The 14859-nt window shown below is 73.3% G+C and carries 14 protein-coding genes and 3 pseudogenes; 11 read left to right on the top strand and 6 right to left on the bottom strand.

The annotated features are described in order from the left end of the window. Positions 1 to 99 precede the first annotated feature (99 nt). Positions 100 to 825, top strand: a complete 726-nt coding sequence (locus tag GV126_RS03065; protein WP_159662455.1) for a DUF305 domain-containing protein — start codon at positions 100 to 102, stop codon at positions 823 to 825. Positions 826 to 966: 141 nt separating this feature from the next. After that, on the top strand, positions 967 to 1518 hold the full coding sequence (locus GV126_RS03060; protein ID WP_185946839.1) for a DUF4396 domain-containing protein: 552 nt from the start codon (positions 967 to 969) through the stop codon (positions 1516 to 1518). Positions 1519 to 1557: 39 nt separating this feature from the next. Here the strand turns inward: GV126_RS03060 and GV126_RS03055 are convergent, their stop codons facing one another. Continuing rightward, positions 1558 to 1863, bottom strand: a complete 306-nt coding sequence (locus tag GV126_RS03055) for a hypothetical protein (protein WP_159662454.1) — start codon at positions 1861 to 1863, stop codon at positions 1558 to 1560. A gap of 171 nt (positions 1864 to 2034) precedes the next feature. Here GV126_RS03055 and GV126_RS03050 point away from each other — a divergent pair, with 171 nt between their 5' ends. After that, on the top strand, positions 2035 to 2454 hold the full coding sequence (locus GV126_RS03050) for a CBS domain-containing protein (RefSeq protein WP_028423242.1): 420 nt from the start codon (positions 2035 to 2037) through the stop codon (positions 2452 to 2454). Positions 2455 to 2553: 99 nt separating this feature from the next. Here GV126_RS03050 and rocD read toward each other — a convergent pair whose 3' ends face one another. The 3 genes from rocD to GV126_RS03035 form a co-directional block, all read right to left on the bottom strand. Further along, positions 2554 to 3774 (bottom strand): ornithine--oxo-acid transaminase, encoded by a 1221-nt coding sequence (rocD, locus tag GV126_RS03045; RefSeq protein ID WP_159662453.1) that lies wholly within the window; start codon positions 3772 to 3774, stop codon positions 2554 to 2556. After that, positions 3771 to 4595, bottom strand: coding sequence for a dimethylargininase (gene ddaH, locus GV126_RS03040; protein WP_159662451.1), 825 nt, complete (start codon positions 4593 to 4595; stop codon positions 3771 to 3773). Before ddaH ends, rocD begins: the two co-directional genes overlap by 4 nt. A gap of 122 nt (positions 4596 to 4717) precedes the next feature. Next, positions 4718 to 5224, bottom strand: a complete 507-nt coding sequence (locus GV126_RS03035) for an Lrp/AsnC family transcriptional regulator (protein ID WP_028423245.1) — start codon at positions 5222 to 5224, stop codon at positions 4718 to 4720. Between the two features lie 89 nt (positions 5225 to 5313). On the opposite strand from GV126_RS03035, the gene GV126_RS03030 reads away from it, so the two are divergent. The 3 genes and pseudogenes from GV126_RS03030 to GV126_RS03020 form a co-directional block, all read left to right on the top strand. Continuing rightward, entirely contained in the window at positions 5314 to 6069 is a 756-nt protein-coding gene (locus GV126_RS03030; protein ID WP_159662449.1) for a LytR/AlgR family response regulator transcription factor, read from the top strand. Positions 6070 to 6083: 14 nt separating this feature from the next. Next, positions 6084 to 6443, top strand: coding sequence for a hypothetical protein (locus tag GV126_RS03025; protein WP_159662447.1), 360 nt, complete (start codon positions 6084 to 6086; stop codon positions 6441 to 6443). Between the two features lie 60 nt (positions 6444 to 6503). Further along, positions 6504 to 7118, top strand: a pseudogene (locus tag GV126_RS03020) (sodium:solute symporter family transporter); the annotation flags it as partial. Here GV126_RS03020 and GV126_RS03015 read toward each other — a convergent pair. Beyond that, a pseudogene (locus GV126_RS03015) lies at positions 7104 to 7235 on the bottom strand (sensor histidine kinase); the annotation flags it as partial. The pseudogenes GV126_RS03020 and GV126_RS03015 sit on opposite strands and share 15 nt — an antisense overlap. Between GV126_RS03015 and GV126_RS03010 the strand changes: the two are divergent. The 4 genes and pseudogenes from GV126_RS03010 to GV126_RS02995 all read left to right on the top strand — a co-directional run. Beyond that, positions 7233 to 7577: pseudogene (locus GV126_RS03010) on the top strand (alpha-glucosidase C-terminal domain-containing protein); the annotation flags it as partial. The pseudogenes GV126_RS03015 and GV126_RS03010 overlap by 3 nt on opposite strands. Before the next feature lie 32 nt (positions 7578 to 7609). After that, on the top strand, positions 7610 to 8998 hold the full coding sequence (locus tag GV126_RS03005) for a maltokinase N-terminal cap-like domain-containing protein (protein ID WP_159662445.1): 1389 nt from the start codon (positions 7610 to 7612) through the stop codon (positions 8996 to 8998). 4 nt (positions 8999 to 9002) lie between these two features. Continuing rightward, positions 9003 to 11240: a 1,4-alpha-glucan branching enzyme gene (gene glgB, locus GV126_RS03000; protein ID WP_159662442.1), complete on the top strand. Its 2238-nt coding sequence runs from the start codon at positions 9003 to 9005 to the stop codon at positions 11238 to 11240. Positions 11241 to 11374: 134 nt separating this feature from the next. Beyond that, positions 11375 to 12463 carry a glutamate--cysteine ligase 2 gene (locus GV126_RS02995; protein WP_159662440.1) on the top strand — a complete coding sequence of 363 codons (1089 nt, stop codon included), beginning with the start codon at positions 11375 to 11377 and terminating at the stop codon, positions 12461 to 12463. A gap of 14 nt (positions 12464 to 12477) precedes the next feature. Here the strand turns inward: GV126_RS02995 and GV126_RS02990 are convergent, their stop codons facing one another. Then, entirely contained in the window at positions 12478 to 12711 is a 234-nt protein-coding gene (locus tag GV126_RS02990) for a DUF6480 family protein (protein WP_159662438.1), read from the bottom strand. 150 nt (positions 12712 to 12861) lie between these two features. On the opposite strand from GV126_RS02990, the gene GV126_RS02985 reads away from it, so the two are divergent. Continuing rightward, positions 12862 to 14769, top strand: coding sequence for an AMP-dependent synthetase/ligase (locus tag GV126_RS02985; RefSeq protein ID WP_159662436.1), 1908 nt, complete (start codon positions 12862 to 12864; stop codon positions 14767 to 14769). The last annotated feature ends 90 nt before the right edge of the window (positions 14770 to 14859 follow it).

Below are 14859 nucleotides of genomic sequence, written 5' to 3'. Positions count from 1 at the left end.
GAGCACGCCACCCCGCCCCGGGGTGGCGTGCTCCGGTCCGTCTCTCGATCCGTCCTTCCCGCGTGCCCGCACGCGGGCCTTTCAAGGAGCTGCACACCCATGGCAACCCGTCCCTCCCACACTCGTCCCTTCCCGCTCCGCCGTACCCTGCTCGGCCGGGCCACCGCCACGGCCGCGGCCGTGACCGCCGCCGTGGTGCTCACCGCCTGCGGCGGCGGGAGCGGGTCCTCCCCGGCCGGCCACTCCGGTCACGGCACCAGCGCCTCCGCGCAGCCGTCCGACTCCGGTCCGGCCACGCCCACCGGGCACAGCGGCCACAACGCCCAGGACGTCTCGTTCGCGCAGCAGATGATCCCGCACCACCGGCAGGCCGTCGCCATGGCGGACCTGGCCCCGACGCGGGCGAAGTCCCAGCAGGTCAAGGACCTCGCCGCGCGGATCAGGAAGGCCCAGGACCCGGAGATCACCACCATGACCGGCTGGCTGAGGGCCTGGGGCGCACCGGTCCCGGACGCCGACGCCACCGGCATGGCGGACATGCCCGGGATGCCCGGCATGGACCACTCGGGCGCGGGCCACTCCGCCTCGCCGATGCCCGGCATGATGTCCGACTCGGAGATGAGCGGGCTGGAGAAGCTGTCCGGTGACGCCTTCGACCGGGCGTTCCTGCGGATGATGGTCGGCCACCACGAGGGCGCGCTCACGATGGCGCGCACCGAGCAGGCCGACGGCGCCTACGGCCCGGCCCGGGCGATGGCGAAGTCGATCGTCGCCTCGCAGTCGGCGGAGATCACCGAGATGAAGAAGATGCTGGGCGACCAGTAGGTCACCGGTCCTCCGGGGCGGCCGCTCGCTCGGCCGCCCCGGAGGACGGCCGCATCCGGACCGCATGGGAATACCCCCAGGGGGTATATGGTTCTGGTCGGTGACGATCCGGTCATCGTCCTCAGGGACAGGGGGAGAGCCATGACGACCCACTCGGCACACCAGCACGACGAGCACCGGCACCACGAACACCAACACCAGGGCCACCAGCACGAGGGCCACGCTCACGAGGGTCACCATCGGGCGGGCCACGGCGCCGGCACCTCCTGGCGCATGGCCGCGCTGGCCACGCTGCACTGCCTCACCGGCTGCGCGATCGGCGAGGTGCTCGGCATGGTCGTCGGCACCGCGGCCGGTCTGCACAACGCGGCCACCGTCGTCGTCTCGGTCGCGCTCGCCTTCGTCTTCGGCTACGCGCTGACCATGCGCGGCGTGATCCGCGCCGGACTTCCGCTGCGGCAGGCGCTCAAGGTCGCCCTGGCCGCCGACACAGTGTCCATCGCGGTGATGGAACTGATCGACAACACGGTGATGGTGGGCGTGCCCGGCGCCATGGACGCCGGCCTCGCCGACGCCCTGTTCTGGGTCTCGCTCGTGGTGTCCCTCGCCCTTGCGTTCGTGGTGACCACGCCGGTCAACCGGTGGATGATCGGCCGGGGCAAGGGACACGCGGTGGTGCACGCCTACCACTGACGGCTGCGGCCCCGGGCGCTTTGGGCCGGGCGGCGCCGGTCAGCGGCGGCCGCGGCCGTCCCGGCCCGTCGTCTCGTCCATCGGCCCACCGCCCGTGCGGCCGTAGCGCCCGGCGACCCGGTGGTGCCGGCGGTGTGTCGCGGAGGCGGCCATCAGGGACAGGCCCAGGCAGAAGATGAGGGCGAGCGCGAGCCCGGACGCGAAGATGGCGAGGACGTTCAGCGTGACGATGTGATTGCCGAGTATCGACACCGTGTACTGGGGTCCGCCCGTCAGATTGCCGGCGATGGCCAGACCGGTGAACGCACCCGCGGCCGCGAGGAGGAGCAGGCCAAGAAGCAACATCGGAAGTCATCTCCTCAGGAAGTGCCGTCAGCGGGCCGGGTACCCCCATCACGCGCCGCCAACGAGTGGGCGTACCGGCCCGGCTCGGCAGGTGCGGCGGTGTCCCGGCCGGGTACCCGGCGAGGGCACGTGCGGTGGACCGCACCGCAGGACCGGACGAAGGGAGGCGTCATGGCTCAGCACGTCCGCGACATCATGACCAGCCAGTTGGTGACGGTGGAGCCGCAGACCTCGGTGACGGCGGTGGCCCAGAAGATGCGCGACGAGGACATCGGGGTCGTCCTGGTGACCGAGGGAGACGAGCTGCGCGGCCTGGTCAGCGACCGTGACCTGGTGGTGCGGGCGCTGGCGGAGGGCGGTGACCCCGACGAGCGCACCGTCGCCTCGGCGTGCAGCGGCGACCTGTTCACCGTGACCCCCGACGAGGAGGTCGACCAGGCGGTGCGGCTGATGCGGGAGCACGCCGTGCGCCGTGTGCCGGTCATCGACCACGGCCACCCCGTGGGGATCGTGTCCATCGGCGACATCGCCATCGAACGCGACCCCGAGTCGGCGCTCGGCGACATCAGCGCCGCGAAGCCCAACGAGTAACCCTGCTCGAACGGCCGGACGGCCGGGGAGCCGGTCCACGGCACCCCGGCCGTCCTCGTGCTGTCCGCCGGACCGCCCGGCAGGGCCCGGCGGCCGCCCTCAGGCGGCCAGCACCTTCGCCAACGACGCGAGCGCCGCGCGCAGTTCGGCCTCCGTCACGGTCAGCGGCGGAGCCAGCCGGATCGTGGACCCGTGGGTGTCCTTGACGAGGATGCCCTCCCGCATCAGCCGCTCGCTGATCTCCCGGCCGGTGCCGATGGCCGGATCCACGTCCACCCCCGCCCACAGCCCGCGCGCGCGGAAGGCGACCACGCCCCGGCCGAGCAGCGCGTCCAGCTCCTCGCGCAGCACCGCGCCCAGCTCGGCGGCCCGGAGCTGGAACTCACCGGTCTCCAGCAGCTCCACCACCGCCGTGCCGACCGCCGCGGCCAGCGGGTTGCCGCCGAACGTCGACCCGTGCTCGCCCGGCCGCAGCACCCCGAGCACCTCCCGGCGGCCCACCACCGCCGACACCGGCACGATGCCGCCGCCCAGCGCCTTGCCGAGCAGCACCACGTCCGGCACCACGTTCTCGTGCTCGACGGCGAGGGTGCGCCCGGTGCGGCCCAGGCCCGACTGGATCTCGTCGGCGACGAACAGGCACCCGGCCCGGCGGGTCAGCTCCCGGACCCCGGCGAGATAGCCGTCGTCGGGGACGATCACGCCCGCCTCGCCCTGGATCGGCTCGATCAGCACGGCCGCCGTCGTCTCGTCGATCGCGGCCTCGAGTGCGGCCAGGTCGTTGTAGGGGACGATCCGGAAGCCCGGTGTGAACGGCCCGAAGCCCGACCGTGCCGTCTCGTCCGTGGAGAAGCTGACGACGGTCGTGGTGCGGCCGTGGAAGTTGCCGTCGGCGACCACGATCGTCGCCCGGTCGGCGGGGACGCCCTTGACCTCGTACGCCCACTTGCGGGCGACCTTGATGCCGCTCTCCACCGCCTCGGCACCCGTGTTCATCGGGAGCACCATGTCCTGCCCCGTCAGCCGCGCCAGCCGCTCGGCGAACTCCGCGAGCCGGTCGTTGTGGAAGGCCCGGGAGGTCAGGGTGAGCCGGTCGAGCTGGGCGTGGGCGGCGTCGATCAGCGCCGGGTGGCGGTGCCCGAAGTTCAGCGCCGAGTAGCCGGCCAGCATGTCGAGGTAGCGGCGGCCCTCGACGTCCTCCACCCAGGCGCCCTCCGCGCGGGCGACGACGACGGGCAGCGGGTGGTAGTTGTGCGCGAGGACCGGCTCCTCGGCCCGGATCAGTTCCTCGGAGGTACGGGTGCGGACGGGTGCGGTCATGAGCGGATCTCCTGGGTGCAGCACTTGATGCCGCCGCCGGCCTTGTGGAACTCGGACAGGTCGACGGGGACGGGGACGTAACCGCGGTCGGCGAGCTGGTCGATCAGGGCGGTCGCGCCGGGCGAGACGAAGACGTGCCGTCCGTCGCTGACGGAGTTGAGCCCGAAGGCCATCGCGTCCTCGCGGGTGGCGATCACCGCGTCCGGGTAGAGCCGGGCCAGCACCTCGCGGCTGCCGGGCGAGAACGCCTCCGGGTAGTAGGCGATGTTCTGCGCACCGTCCTCGTCACCCAGGACGAACAGGGCCGTGTCCAGGTGATAGAAGTACGGGTCGACCAGGGTCAGGCCGATCACGGCCACGCCCAGGTACTCCTGCGCCTCCTGGTGGGCCGCACGGGTGGTGCGGAAGCCGGTGCCGGCCAGGATCCAGCGGCCGGCCGGCACGAAGTCGCCCTCGCCCTCGCACAGCGACTCCGGACGGTAGACGTCGAAGCCGGCCGACTTGAACCACGTGTCGTAGGGAAGGGACTCCCGGCGCCGCTCGGGCGCCTTGAACAGGGAGCCGAACACACGGCCGCCCACGCTCACCGCCGCGTTGGCGGCGAAGACCATGTCCGGCAGGCCGGGCACCGGCTCCACCGTCTCCACGGTGTGCCCGTGCGCACGGTAGGCGTCGACCAGCGCCTTCCACTGGGCCTGGGCGCGGCCGACGTCGACGGGACGGTCGGGATGCATCCACGGGTTGATCGCGTACTGCACGGCGAAGTGTCTGGGTTCGCAGACGAGAAAGCGCCGCCGGCGCGGCACACGGGACTCGGGCACGAAGGGGTTCCTCCGCTTCCTGGTGTCGTCTGAGGGTTGACACCACGGTAGGAAGCGACGGATACGCGCGACAAGGAACGAAAGCTGCGTGTCCGAGCAGCATTGCTGCGTCTTCGGACCGCTCAGCGCAGCTCTGCTGCGTCCTCCTCGGGGGCGGCGTGGCTGGCGCCCGCCTCCGGGCTCTCGGGCAGCAGATGGGACAGCACCATCACGCTGATCGTCTTGCGGATGAACGGCTCGGTGCGGATCCGCTCCAGCACCTCCTCGAAGTGCGCCACGTCCCGCGCCCGCACGTGCAGCAGCGCGTCCGCGCCGCCGGTCACGGTCATCGCCGCCGTGATCTCCGGATGGTTGCGCACCACCTCCGCCAGTCGCCGGGGCGGCGCCGCGCCCTCGCAGTACACCTCCACGTACGCCTCCGTGCGCCAGCCCAGCGCCGACGGCTTCACCGTGGCCGTGAACCCGGTGATCACCCCCGCCTCCCGCAGCCGGTCCACGCGGCGCTTGACCGCCGTCGCGGACAGGCCGATCTCCGCGCCGATCTCGGCGAAACTCCTGCGGGCGTTCGCCATCAGCGCGGTGAGGATCTTCCGGTCGAGGTCGTCGAACGGGGCCGGCCTGCTGTTCATGTGGGCACTGTATCCAGCGCCGTCGCGCGCGCGACCGTCCTCGCCCGGCCCGTGTGCACGCTCGCCGTTCACCCCTACACTCCACGTTCATGCTGCGCGCCCTCGCCGTCGACGACGAACGCCCCTCGCTGGAGGAACTGCTCTACCTGCTCGGCGCCGACCCACGGATCGCCTCGGTGGAGGGCGCCGGCGACGCCACCGAGGCGCTGCGCCGCATCAACCGGGCCCTGCAATCGGGGCCGGGCGGGCCCGACGCCCTCGACGTCGTCTTCCTCGACATCCAGATGCCCGGCCTGGACGGCCTGGACCTGGCCCGGCTGCTCACCGGGTTCGCCGCGCCGCCGCTGATCGTCTTCGTCACCGCACACGAGGACTTCGCCGTGCAGGCCTTCGACCTCAAGGCAGTCGACTACGTCCTCAAACCCGTGCGCACCGAACGGCTCGCGGAAGCCGTCCGCCGCGCCGACCGGCTGCGCGAGACGGCCCCGCGGATCCCCGTCAGCGAACCCGACCCCGACCAGCTGCCCGTCGAACTCGGCGGCGTCACCCGCTTCGTCGCCGTGGACGACATCACCCACGTCGAGGCGCAGGGCGACTACGCCCGCCTGCACACCGCCCACGGCTCCCACCTCGTGCGCATCCCGCTGTCCACGCTGGAGGAACGCTGGCGCGCCCGCGGCTTCGTCCGCATCCACCGCCGCCACCTCGTCGCCCTGCGCCACATCGCCGAACTCCGCCTCGACGCCGGCTCGGTCAGCGTGCTGGTCGGCAGCGAGGAACTGCAGGTCAGCCGCCGCCACGCGCGCGAGCTGAGGGAGCTGCTGATGCGCCGGCCCGCCCGCTGAAGGGACGTCACCCGATGCCGCAGGATCCCACCGAACGCCGGGTCGTCGTCACCGGCCCGCCGCGCCGCGCCCGCCGGGTCCCGGGCCAGGCCCGGCCGCGCACCGAGATAGCCGAGCAGACCACCCTCGGCCACACCTACGTCCGCTCCCTGATCCGCAGTCAGCTGCGCGCCGCCCTCACCGTGTTCGCGGTGCTGGTGCTGCTGGTCGGACCGTTGCCGCTGGTGTTCGCCGCCGCCCCTCAGGCCCGCCGCCTGACCTGGGTGGTCCTCGGCTTCTGCCTGTACGGTCCGCTGGTGCTGCTCGCCCGCTGGTACGTGCGCCGCGCCGAACGCAACGAACGCGACTTCGTCCGCCTCGTCGAGGACCGCTGAGACCCGCCGAGGACAGCCGGGGACCGCCCGAGAACAGCCGACCCGCCGAGGACCGCCGCCGTGAATTCCGCCTACACCGTCCCCGCCGTCGCCCTGGTCGCCGTGGCCACCGCCTTCGTCGGCGCCTTCGGCCTGCGCATCTCCCGCACCACCTCCGACTTCTACGTCGCCTCCCGCACCGTCGGCCCCCGCCTGAACGCCGCCGCCATCAGCGGCGAGTACCTCTCCGCCGCCTCCTTCCTCGGCATCGCCGGCCTGGTGCTGCTGCAAGGCCCCGACATGCTGTGGTACCCGGTCGGCTACACCGCCGGCTACCTGGTGCTGCTGCTGTTCGTCGCCGCCCCGCTGCGTCGCTCCGGCGCCTACACCCTGCCCGACTTCGCCGAGGCCCGGCTCGCCTCCCAGGGCGTCCGGCGGCTCGCCGGCGCCTTCGTCGTCGGCGTCGGCTGGCTGTACCTGCTGCCCCAGCTGCAGGGCGCCGGGCTGACCCTGGCGGTGCTCACCGGGGCACCCGACGCGCTCGGCGCGCTGATCGTCGCCGTCGTCGTGGTGGCCACCGTCGCCGCGGGCGGCATGCGCAGCATCACCTTCGTCCAGGCGTTCCAGTACTGGCTGAAACTGACCGCGCTGCTCGTGCCCGCCCTGTTCCTGGTCCTCGCCTGGCAGGGCGACGGGCAGCACCTCGGGAGCGATCTGCAGGGTGACGGCGAGACGGTCGCCGAAGCGGGCCCGGGCCAGGGAGAGGTACTGCTCGATGGCGTGCAGTTCGTCGGCCAGCGTGGTGAAGGCTCCTCGCTGCTGCACTGGACCCGCCGCATGATCGAGATCCGCAAGCAGAACCCCGCCTTCGGACTCGGCTCCTACACCGAACTGCAGTCCTCCAACCCGGCGGTGATCGCCTTCCTGCGCGAGTACAAGGACGACCTGGTGCTGTGCGTGAACAACTTCTCCCGGTTCGCCCAGCCCACCGAACTCGACCTGAGCGCCTTCGACGGACGGCACCCGGTCGAGCTGATCGGCGGGGTCCGCTTCCCCGCCATCGGTGAACTCCCCTATCTGCTGACCCTCGCGGGACACGGCTTCTACTGGTTCCGGCTCACCAAAGTCGCATCCCGGATCGGCCGACGAGTCTGACCACCCTGCGGCCGACGAAAGGAGGCGTGACCATGCCGAAGACCGCATCCCTCCAGCCGGGCACCACGCACCTGGCCGGGCCGATGGCCTCGCTCGGGTCGCTGTTGCGCGACTGGCTGCCGCGCCAACGGTGGTTCGCCGGCAAGGACCGGCCCGTCACCGATCTGCGGCTGCTGTCGATGACGGAGCTGTTCCCCGGCTGCCTGCATCTGCTGGTCCACGCCGAGCACGCGGGCGTCACCGGCGGCCACGGCGGCGTCCCCGCGCCGGCCGGCACCTCCGCGCCTCCGACCGCGGACTGCTACCAGCTGCTGCTGGGCGTGCGGCAGGAGCTGGCGCCGCGCCTGCACCGGGCGTTCATCGGCCGACCGGTGCAGGGGCCGCTGGCGGGCCTGGCGGTCTACGACGCGCTGTGCGACCCGCGGTCGGCGCAGTTGCTGCTGGAGCGGCTGCGCCACCCCGGGGTGGCCGGGCCGCTGCGCTTCGAGGCCGACCCGTCCGTGCTGATCCCGGGCGGTCTGGTGCCGCGGCTGCTGGACGCCGAGCAGTCCAACTCCTCGATCGTGTACGGCGACGAGTTCATCCTGAAGGTGTTCCGCCGGATCCAGCCGGGTGTCAACCCGGACCTGGAGGTGCCCTGGGCGCTGGCCCGGCAGGGCTGCAGCCGCGTGCCCGCCCCGGTGGCCTGGCTGCGCACCGCGCAGCCGGAGGCGGCCACGCTCGGGGTGCTGCAGCCGTTCCTGCCGGACGCGGCCGACGGCTGGACGCTGGCCCTGCGCGCGCTGGCCACCGGTGACGACTTCACCGCCCAGGCGCACCAGCTCGGGCAGGCCACCGCCGAGGTGCACCTGGCGCTGGCCGACGCCTTCCCGACCGGCGGGCACCGGCAGACCGCACGGACGGCGGCGGCGATGACCGAGCGGCTGGAGGCGGCCACCCAGAGCGTGGCCGCGCTGCGCCCGTACGCGGCCCGGCTGCGCACCGCGTTCGCCGCGCTCGTCAGCTGCGACGCCGGGCCGCCCGCCCAGCGCATCCACGGCGACCTGCACCTGGGCCAGGTGCTGCGGGCCGGACGCGAGTGGTTCGTGATCGACTTCGAGGGCGAGCCGTCCCGTCCGCTCGCCGAGCGGCGCCTGCCCGAGTCCCCGGTGCGGGACGTGGCGGGCATGCTGCGCTCCTTCGACTACGCCGCCCGGCAGCGCCGTCCCTGGCGCCCGGAGTGGGCGCGCCGCTGCCGGGAGGCGTACTGCGCCGGGTACGCCTCCCTGGCCGGCTGGGACCCCCGTAAGAAACACGCCCTGCTGCGGGCCTACGAGACGGACCGTGCCGTGTACGAAGTGCTGTACGAGGCCCGGCACCGCCCCGACTGGCTCGCGGTACCGATGGCGGCGATCGAACGTCTCGCCGTGAGAGGAGGCTGAACCGGTGGCACTGCGCGACACGTCACTTCCCGAGCCGTCCGGCCCCGTCCCGCCCGCAGCGGCAGGAACGCGGACGGCGCCGCCGAAGGCGGCCCCGCCCCTGGCCGACACCGACCGTGAGCGCCTGCTCGGCGGCGCCCACCACGACCCGCACGCGTTCCTCGGCGCCCATCCGGTGCCGGGCGGGATCGCGGTGCGGGCGCTGCGCCCGTTCGCCGACGCGGTGAGCGTGGTGGTCGGCGGCAAGCGGATCCCGCTCGTCTCCGAGGGCCAGGGCCTGTTCTCGGTCCTGCTGCCGCTGCCGGAGATCCCCCCGTACACGCTGGTCGTGGCGTACGGGCCGGACGAGTACGAGGTCCACGACCCCTACCGGTTCCTGCCGGCGCTCGGCGAGTTCGACCTGCACCTGATCCGGGAGGGCCGGCACGAGCAGCTGTGGAAGGCGCTGGGCGCGCACCCGATGACGCACCAGGGGGTGGAGGGCACCCGGTTCACGGTGTGGGCGCCCAACGCCCGCGGGGTGCGGGTGGCCGGGGACTTCTGCCACTGGGACGGCACCGCGTACCCGATGCGCTCGCTGGGCGCGGCGGGCGTGTGGGAGCTGTTCCTGCCGGGCATCGGCGAGGGCGCCCGGTACAAGTTCGAGATCACCTCGCAGTACGGCCACCGCTTCCTGAAGGCCGACCCGATGGCGCGGCGCACCGAGGTGCCGCCGGACACGGCGTCGATCGTGACGGCGTCGCACCACGAGTGGGGCGACGCCGAGTGGATGGCGCACCGCGGGGACACCCCGGTGCACGAGGCGCCGTTCTCGGTGTACGAGGTGCACCTGCCGTCCTGGCGGAAGGGGCTGACGTACCGGGAGCTGGCCGAGGAGCTGCCGGCGTACGTGAAGGACCTCGGCTTCACGCACGTGGAGCTGATGCCGGTCGCCGAGCATCCCTTCGGCGGCTCCTGGGGCTACCAGGTGACCTCCTACTACGCGCCGACGGCCCGGCTGGGCACCCCGGACGACTTCCGGTACTTCGTGGACGCCTGCCACCGTGCGGGCATCGGCGTGATCATGGACTGGGTGCCGGCGCACTTCCCGAAGGACGACTGGGCGCTGGCCCGCTTCGACGGCGACCCGCTGTACGAGCCCGGCAACGCCCAGCGGGCCGAGCATCCGGACTGGGGCACGTACGAGTTCGACTACGCCCGCACCGAGGTGCGCAACTTCCTGGTCGCCAACGCGGTGTACTGGTGCGAGGAGTTCCACATCGACGGGCTGCGCGTGGACGCGGTGGCCTCGATGCTCTACCTGGACTACTCGCGCGACTCCGGCCAGTGGACGCCGAACGCGTTCGGCGGCCGGGAGGACCTGGCCGCGATGGCGTTCCTGCAGGAGATGAACGCCACCGTCTACCGGCGGGCGCCGGGGGTGGTGACGATCGCCGAGGAGTCCACCGCCTGGGGCGGGGTGACCGCGCCGACCGACTGCGGCGGGCCCGGCTTCGGGCTGAAGTGGAACATGGGCTGGATGCACGACTCGCTGCAGTACATGAGCAAGGAGCCGGTGCACCGCAAGTACCACCACCACGAGATGACCTTCGCGATGGTGTACGCCTACAGCGAGAACTACGTGCTGCCGATCTCCCACGACGAGGTGGTGCACGGCAAGCAGGCGCTGGTGTCGAAGATGCCGGGCGACTGGTGGCAGCGGCGGGCCAACCACCGCGCCTACCTGGGGTTCATGTGGGCCCACCCCGGCAAGCAGCTGCTGTTCATGGGGCAGGAGTTCGCGCAGGGCGGGGAGTTCTCCGAGGAGCACGGGCCGGAGTGGTGGCTGCTGGACGAGGGCTGGTGCGCGGCCGGTGACCACCGGGGCGTGCAGAACCTGGTGCGCGACCTGAACCGGGTCTACCGGGCCACCCCGGCCCTGTGGCAGCGCGACACCCGGCCGGAGGGGTTCCGGTGGGTGGCCGTGGACGCCGCCGACGACAACGTCTTCGCGTTCCTGCGGCACGACGCCCAGGGCGGCCCGCTGCTGGCGGTGTCCAACTTCTCCCCCGTGGTGCGCCACGACTACCGGCTGCACGTGCCCGTCGACATCACCGCCTGGTACGAGGCCCTCAACACCGACGCCGCGGCGTACGGCGGCAGCGGCGTCACCCAGCCCGATCCGGTCAAGCCGGAGGACGGGCAGGTCCGCCTCACGCTGCCGCCGCTGGCCACCGTCTGGCTGACCCCGTACCCCGTCTGAGCACGCCGCCGCCCCGGGCCGGGCGGGAGACGAGCACCACGTCCAGGTGTCCGTCGGCCGTCCCGGGGCAGCCGGGTGCTACGACCCCGGCACACGGCCGGAGTCGCGGCTGAGAACCGGAAGGGCGGCGAAAGGTGCGGACCGTCGGAGTGGAGGAGGAACTCCTCCTGGTCGACCCGGACAGCGGTGAACCGAAGGCGATGTCGGCGGCGGTGCTGGCGCACGCCGAGGCGGACGCGGCGGACCAGGGCGTGTTCGAGAAAGAGCTCTACGGGCAGATGCTGGAGTTCGCCACGCATCCCCAGACGGACATGACCGAGCTGGGCGCGGAGATCGTCCGCTGCCGCAAGGAGGCGGCCCGGCTGGCCGGGGAGATCGGCTGCGCGGTGGCGGCGCTGGCCACCTCGCCGCCGCCGGTCAGTCCCACCATCAGCGTCAACCGCCGCTACCAGTGGCTGGCCGAGCAGTACGGCATCGCCACCCGGGAGCAGCTCGTGTGCGGCTGCCACGTCCACGTGTCCGTGGAGTCGGACGAGGAGGGCACCGCGGTCGTGGACCGCATCCGGCCCTGGCTGCCCGTACTGCTGGCGATCAGCGCCAACTCGCCGTTCTGGCAGGGCAAGGACACCGGTTACCACAGCTACCGCAGCCGGGTGTGGGACCGCTGGCCGTCGGCCGGGCCGACCGAGCTGTTCGGGTCGGCGGAGCGCTACCACCGGCGGGTGGCGGGCATGGTGGCCACCGGGGGGATCCTCGACGAGAAGATGGCGTACTTCGACGCGCGGCTGTCCGAGCGGTACCCGACCGTGGAGATCCGGGTCGCCGACGTGTGTCTGCACGCGGAGACCGCCCAGTTGCTGGCGACCCTCGTCCGGGGCCTGGTGGAGACCGCGGCGCGCGAGTGGCGGGCGGGCATAGAGCCCGCGGACCACAGCGTGAGCCTGCTGCGCCTGGCCGCGTGGCAGGCGGCGCGGACGGGGCCGGCCGCGAGGCTGCTCGACCCGTTGACCATGCGGCCCGAGCCCGCCGACGTCGTGGTGCGGGCGCTGCTCGACCACATCGCCGACGCGCTGGAGGACACCGGCGACCTGGAACGGACCCGGGAGGCCCTCGCGGACCTGCGGCGGCGCGGCGACGGCGCCCGGGTACAGCGCGAACTGCTGGAGCGGACCGGCAGCCTGCGGGACGTCGTCACCGCCTGTGTGCGGCACACGCAGGGGTGAGCCGGCACACCGGGTCAGAGGATCAGCGCCAGGGCATAGGTGAGGAAGCCGACGGCGACCACCAGGACCAGGACGAGGATGATGGTGAGGGGGGCCTTCGCCCAGCCCCTTGTCGTGGCCTCGGGCTCGCGGGGCCCGGCCTCGGGCATGCTGCTCTCCGCCGGCGGGGTCTCGCCGGGCGGTACACCGCCGCCGGGCTCCAGGCCGGGGGTCCGATCGGGTTCGGGGTCCGGATTGACGTAACTCATGGTTGCCGGGTTCCCCGAACGGCCCGGATCACAGAACAGGCACGTCCCCGTATCCCGCTGTCCGACCGGTCCCGCCTGGGCTAGATTCGACCCGCCGACTCCGGCACACATCGGCGGAGTCACTCTCGGTAGCACCGGCAGGAGCAGCGCATGACCGACGTCGCTCTCGCTCTCCCCACCGCGCCCCCGCTGACCGGGGGCCTGGCCGACAGCGTCTTCGCGACCGCCGAGGCCCGTCCGGACCTGCCGGTGCTGGCGCGCCGGACCGGGCCGGACGGCGGGTGGCAGCGGGTGAGCGCCGCAGCGCTGCGGGAGGAGGTCTCCGCCCTGGCGCGGGGACTGGTCGCCGCCGGGATCGCCCCCGGCCACCGGGTGGCGGTCATGGCCCGCACCCGGTACGAGTGGACGGTCCTGTCCTACGCGCTGTGGGCGGTCGGCGCCCAGGTCGTGCCGGTCTATCCGTCCTCCTCGCGCGGCCAGGTCGAGTGGATCCTGCGGGACGCCGGGTGTGTCGCCGTGGTCGTGGAGGACGAGCAGGGCGCGATGACGGTGGGCTCCGTGTGCGCGGCGCTGCCCCGGCTGCGGCACGTGTGGCAGCTGGACGCCGGAGCGCTGGAGCAGCTGGTGGCGGACGGCGCGGCGGTGCCGCCGACCACGGTGGAGTCGCTGCGCCGGATCGTCGCGCCGGAGGCGACCGCCGTGATCGCCTACACCTCCGGCACCGGCGGCCGCGCCCTGGGGTGCGCGCTGAGCCACCGGGCGCTGGCGAGCCCGTGCGACACGCTGCTGGCGGGCTGGGGGCACACGGCGGCGCCGCCCGGCGAACAGGCCTCGGTGCTCGCCTTCCTGCCGTTCTCCCACGTGTACGGGCTGATGATCCAGGGCATCTGCGTGCGCGGCGGCATCCTGATGGGGCACGAGCCGGACCTCGACGAGCGGGCGCTCGTCCCGGCACTGCGCTCCTTTCGTCCGACGTACCTGTACGCGGTGCCGTCCGTGTTCGAGAAGCTGTACAAGAATTTCCTGCGCACGGCCCAGCAGGCGGGCCGCGGCGCCCTGTTCGAGCGGGCGGCCGCCACCGCGCGGGCCTTCGCGGCGGCACGGGAGCGGCAGCGCACGGGCGGCGGCCGCGGACCGGGTCCGCGGCTGCGCCTGCGGCACGCCGTGTACGAGCGGACGGTCTACCGCGGGCTGCGGGCGGCGCTGGGCGGCCGGGTGGTACGGGCCACCTCCGGCGGCTCCACGCTCAGCCGCGAGCTGTCCCTGTTCTACGAGGGCATCGGCATCTACGTGCACGACGGATACGGGCTGACCGAGACCGCAGGCGGGATCACCATGCAGCCGCTGGGCCGGGAGAAGTCCGGCACCGTCGGCAAGGCCCTGCCCGGCACCGAGATCACGGTGGCCGACGACGGGGAGATCCTGGTGCGCGGGCCGTCGCTGTTCCAGGGGTACGTGGGCGACCCCGCGGCCACCCGGGCCGTGCTGCGCGACGGCCGGCTGGCCACCGGCGACCTCGGGCACCTGGACGCGCAGGGCTATCTGACGATCACGGGACGCAAGAAGGACGTCATCGTCACCAGCGGCGGCAAGAGCGGGGCCCCGGCGCTGCTGGAACAGCGCCTGCGGATGCACCCGCTGATCCACCAGGCGGTGGTCGTGGGCGACGACCGCCCGTGCGTGGGCGCGCTGATCACGCTGGACCCGGACTTCCTGGCGCACTGGCGGGCGCTGCTCGCGCTGCCCGGGGACGCGGCGAGCCGCGAGGGGCGGGAGGAGAACGCCCTGCGCGAGGAGATCGGCCGGGCGGTGGCGGCGGCCAACAGCGCCGTGTCCCGCTCGGAGTCCATCCGTGTCTTCCGGCTGCTGCCGGAACCCTTCGACGTGGCCGGCGGGCTGCTGACCCCGTCGATGAAGCTGCGCAGGGCCGCCATCGTGGAGCGCTACGCCGCCGAGATCGACGCCATGTACGACGCGCGCCGCGGCCGCGTCGCCCGCCGGCCGGCCGGAGAGGACCCGGCGGCGAGCCGGGAGGACTCCGACGACGTCTTCCGCTGACCCGGCGGTCCGCGCACCCCCGCGCGGCCCGCTCCCCGGGCCGGCCGACGGCCGGCTCCCGCGGCGCGGACACCGAAGCGTAGGCTGCCT

This window comes from Streptomyces mexicanus, assembly GCF_902506575.1.
GTDB lineage: Bacteria > Actinomycetota > Actinomycetes > Streptomycetales > Streptomycetaceae > Streptomyces > Streptomyces mexicanus.
Note: the sequence above shows the minus strand (reverse complement) of the source record. Positions and strands in the feature narration are given on the sequence as shown.

Excerpts from the sequence above, each read along its gene's own strand:
- GV126_RS02990 (WP_159662438.1), bottom strand. The coding sequence starts at position 12,711 with ATGAGTTACGTCAATCCGGACCCCGAACCCGATCGGACCCCCGGCCTG.
- GV126_RS03035 (WP_028423245.1), bottom strand. The coding sequence starts at position 5,224 with ATGAACAGCAGGCCGGCCCCGTTCGACGACCTCGACCGGAAGATCCTC.
- GV126_RS02985 (WP_159662436.1), top strand. The coding sequence starts at position 12,862 with ATGACCGACGTCGCTCTCGCTCTCCCCACCGCGCCCCCGCTGACCGGG.
- GV126_RS03060 (WP_185946839.1), top strand. The coding sequence starts at position 967 with ATGACGACCCACTCGGCACACCAGCACGACGAGCACCGGCACCACGAA.
- GV126_RS03065 (WP_159662455.1), top strand. The coding sequence starts at position 100 with ATGGCAACCCGTCCCTCCCACACTCGTCCCTTCCCGCTCCGCCGTACC.
- GV126_RS03025 (WP_159662447.1), top strand. The coding sequence starts at position 6,084 with ATGCCGCAGGATCCCACCGAACGCCGGGTCGTCGTCACCGGCCCGCCG.
- GV126_RS03005 (WP_159662445.1), top strand. The coding sequence starts at position 7,610 with ATGCCGAAGACCGCATCCCTCCAGCCGGGCACCACGCACCTGGCCGGG.
- GV126_RS03050 (WP_028423242.1), top strand. The coding sequence starts at position 2,035 with ATGGCTCAGCACGTCCGCGACATCATGACCAGCCAGTTGGTGACGGTG.
- GV126_RS03055 (WP_159662454.1), bottom strand. The coding sequence starts at position 1,863 with ATGTTGCTTCTTGGCCTGCTCCTCCTCGCGGCCGCGGGTGCGTTCACC.
- rocD (WP_159662453.1), bottom strand. The coding sequence starts at position 3,774 with ATGACCGCACCCGTCCGCACCCGTACCTCCGAGGAACTGATCCGGGCC.
- GV126_RS03030 (WP_159662449.1), top strand. The coding sequence starts at position 5,314 with ATGCTGCGCGCCCTCGCCGTCGACGACGAACGCCCCTCGCTGGAGGAA.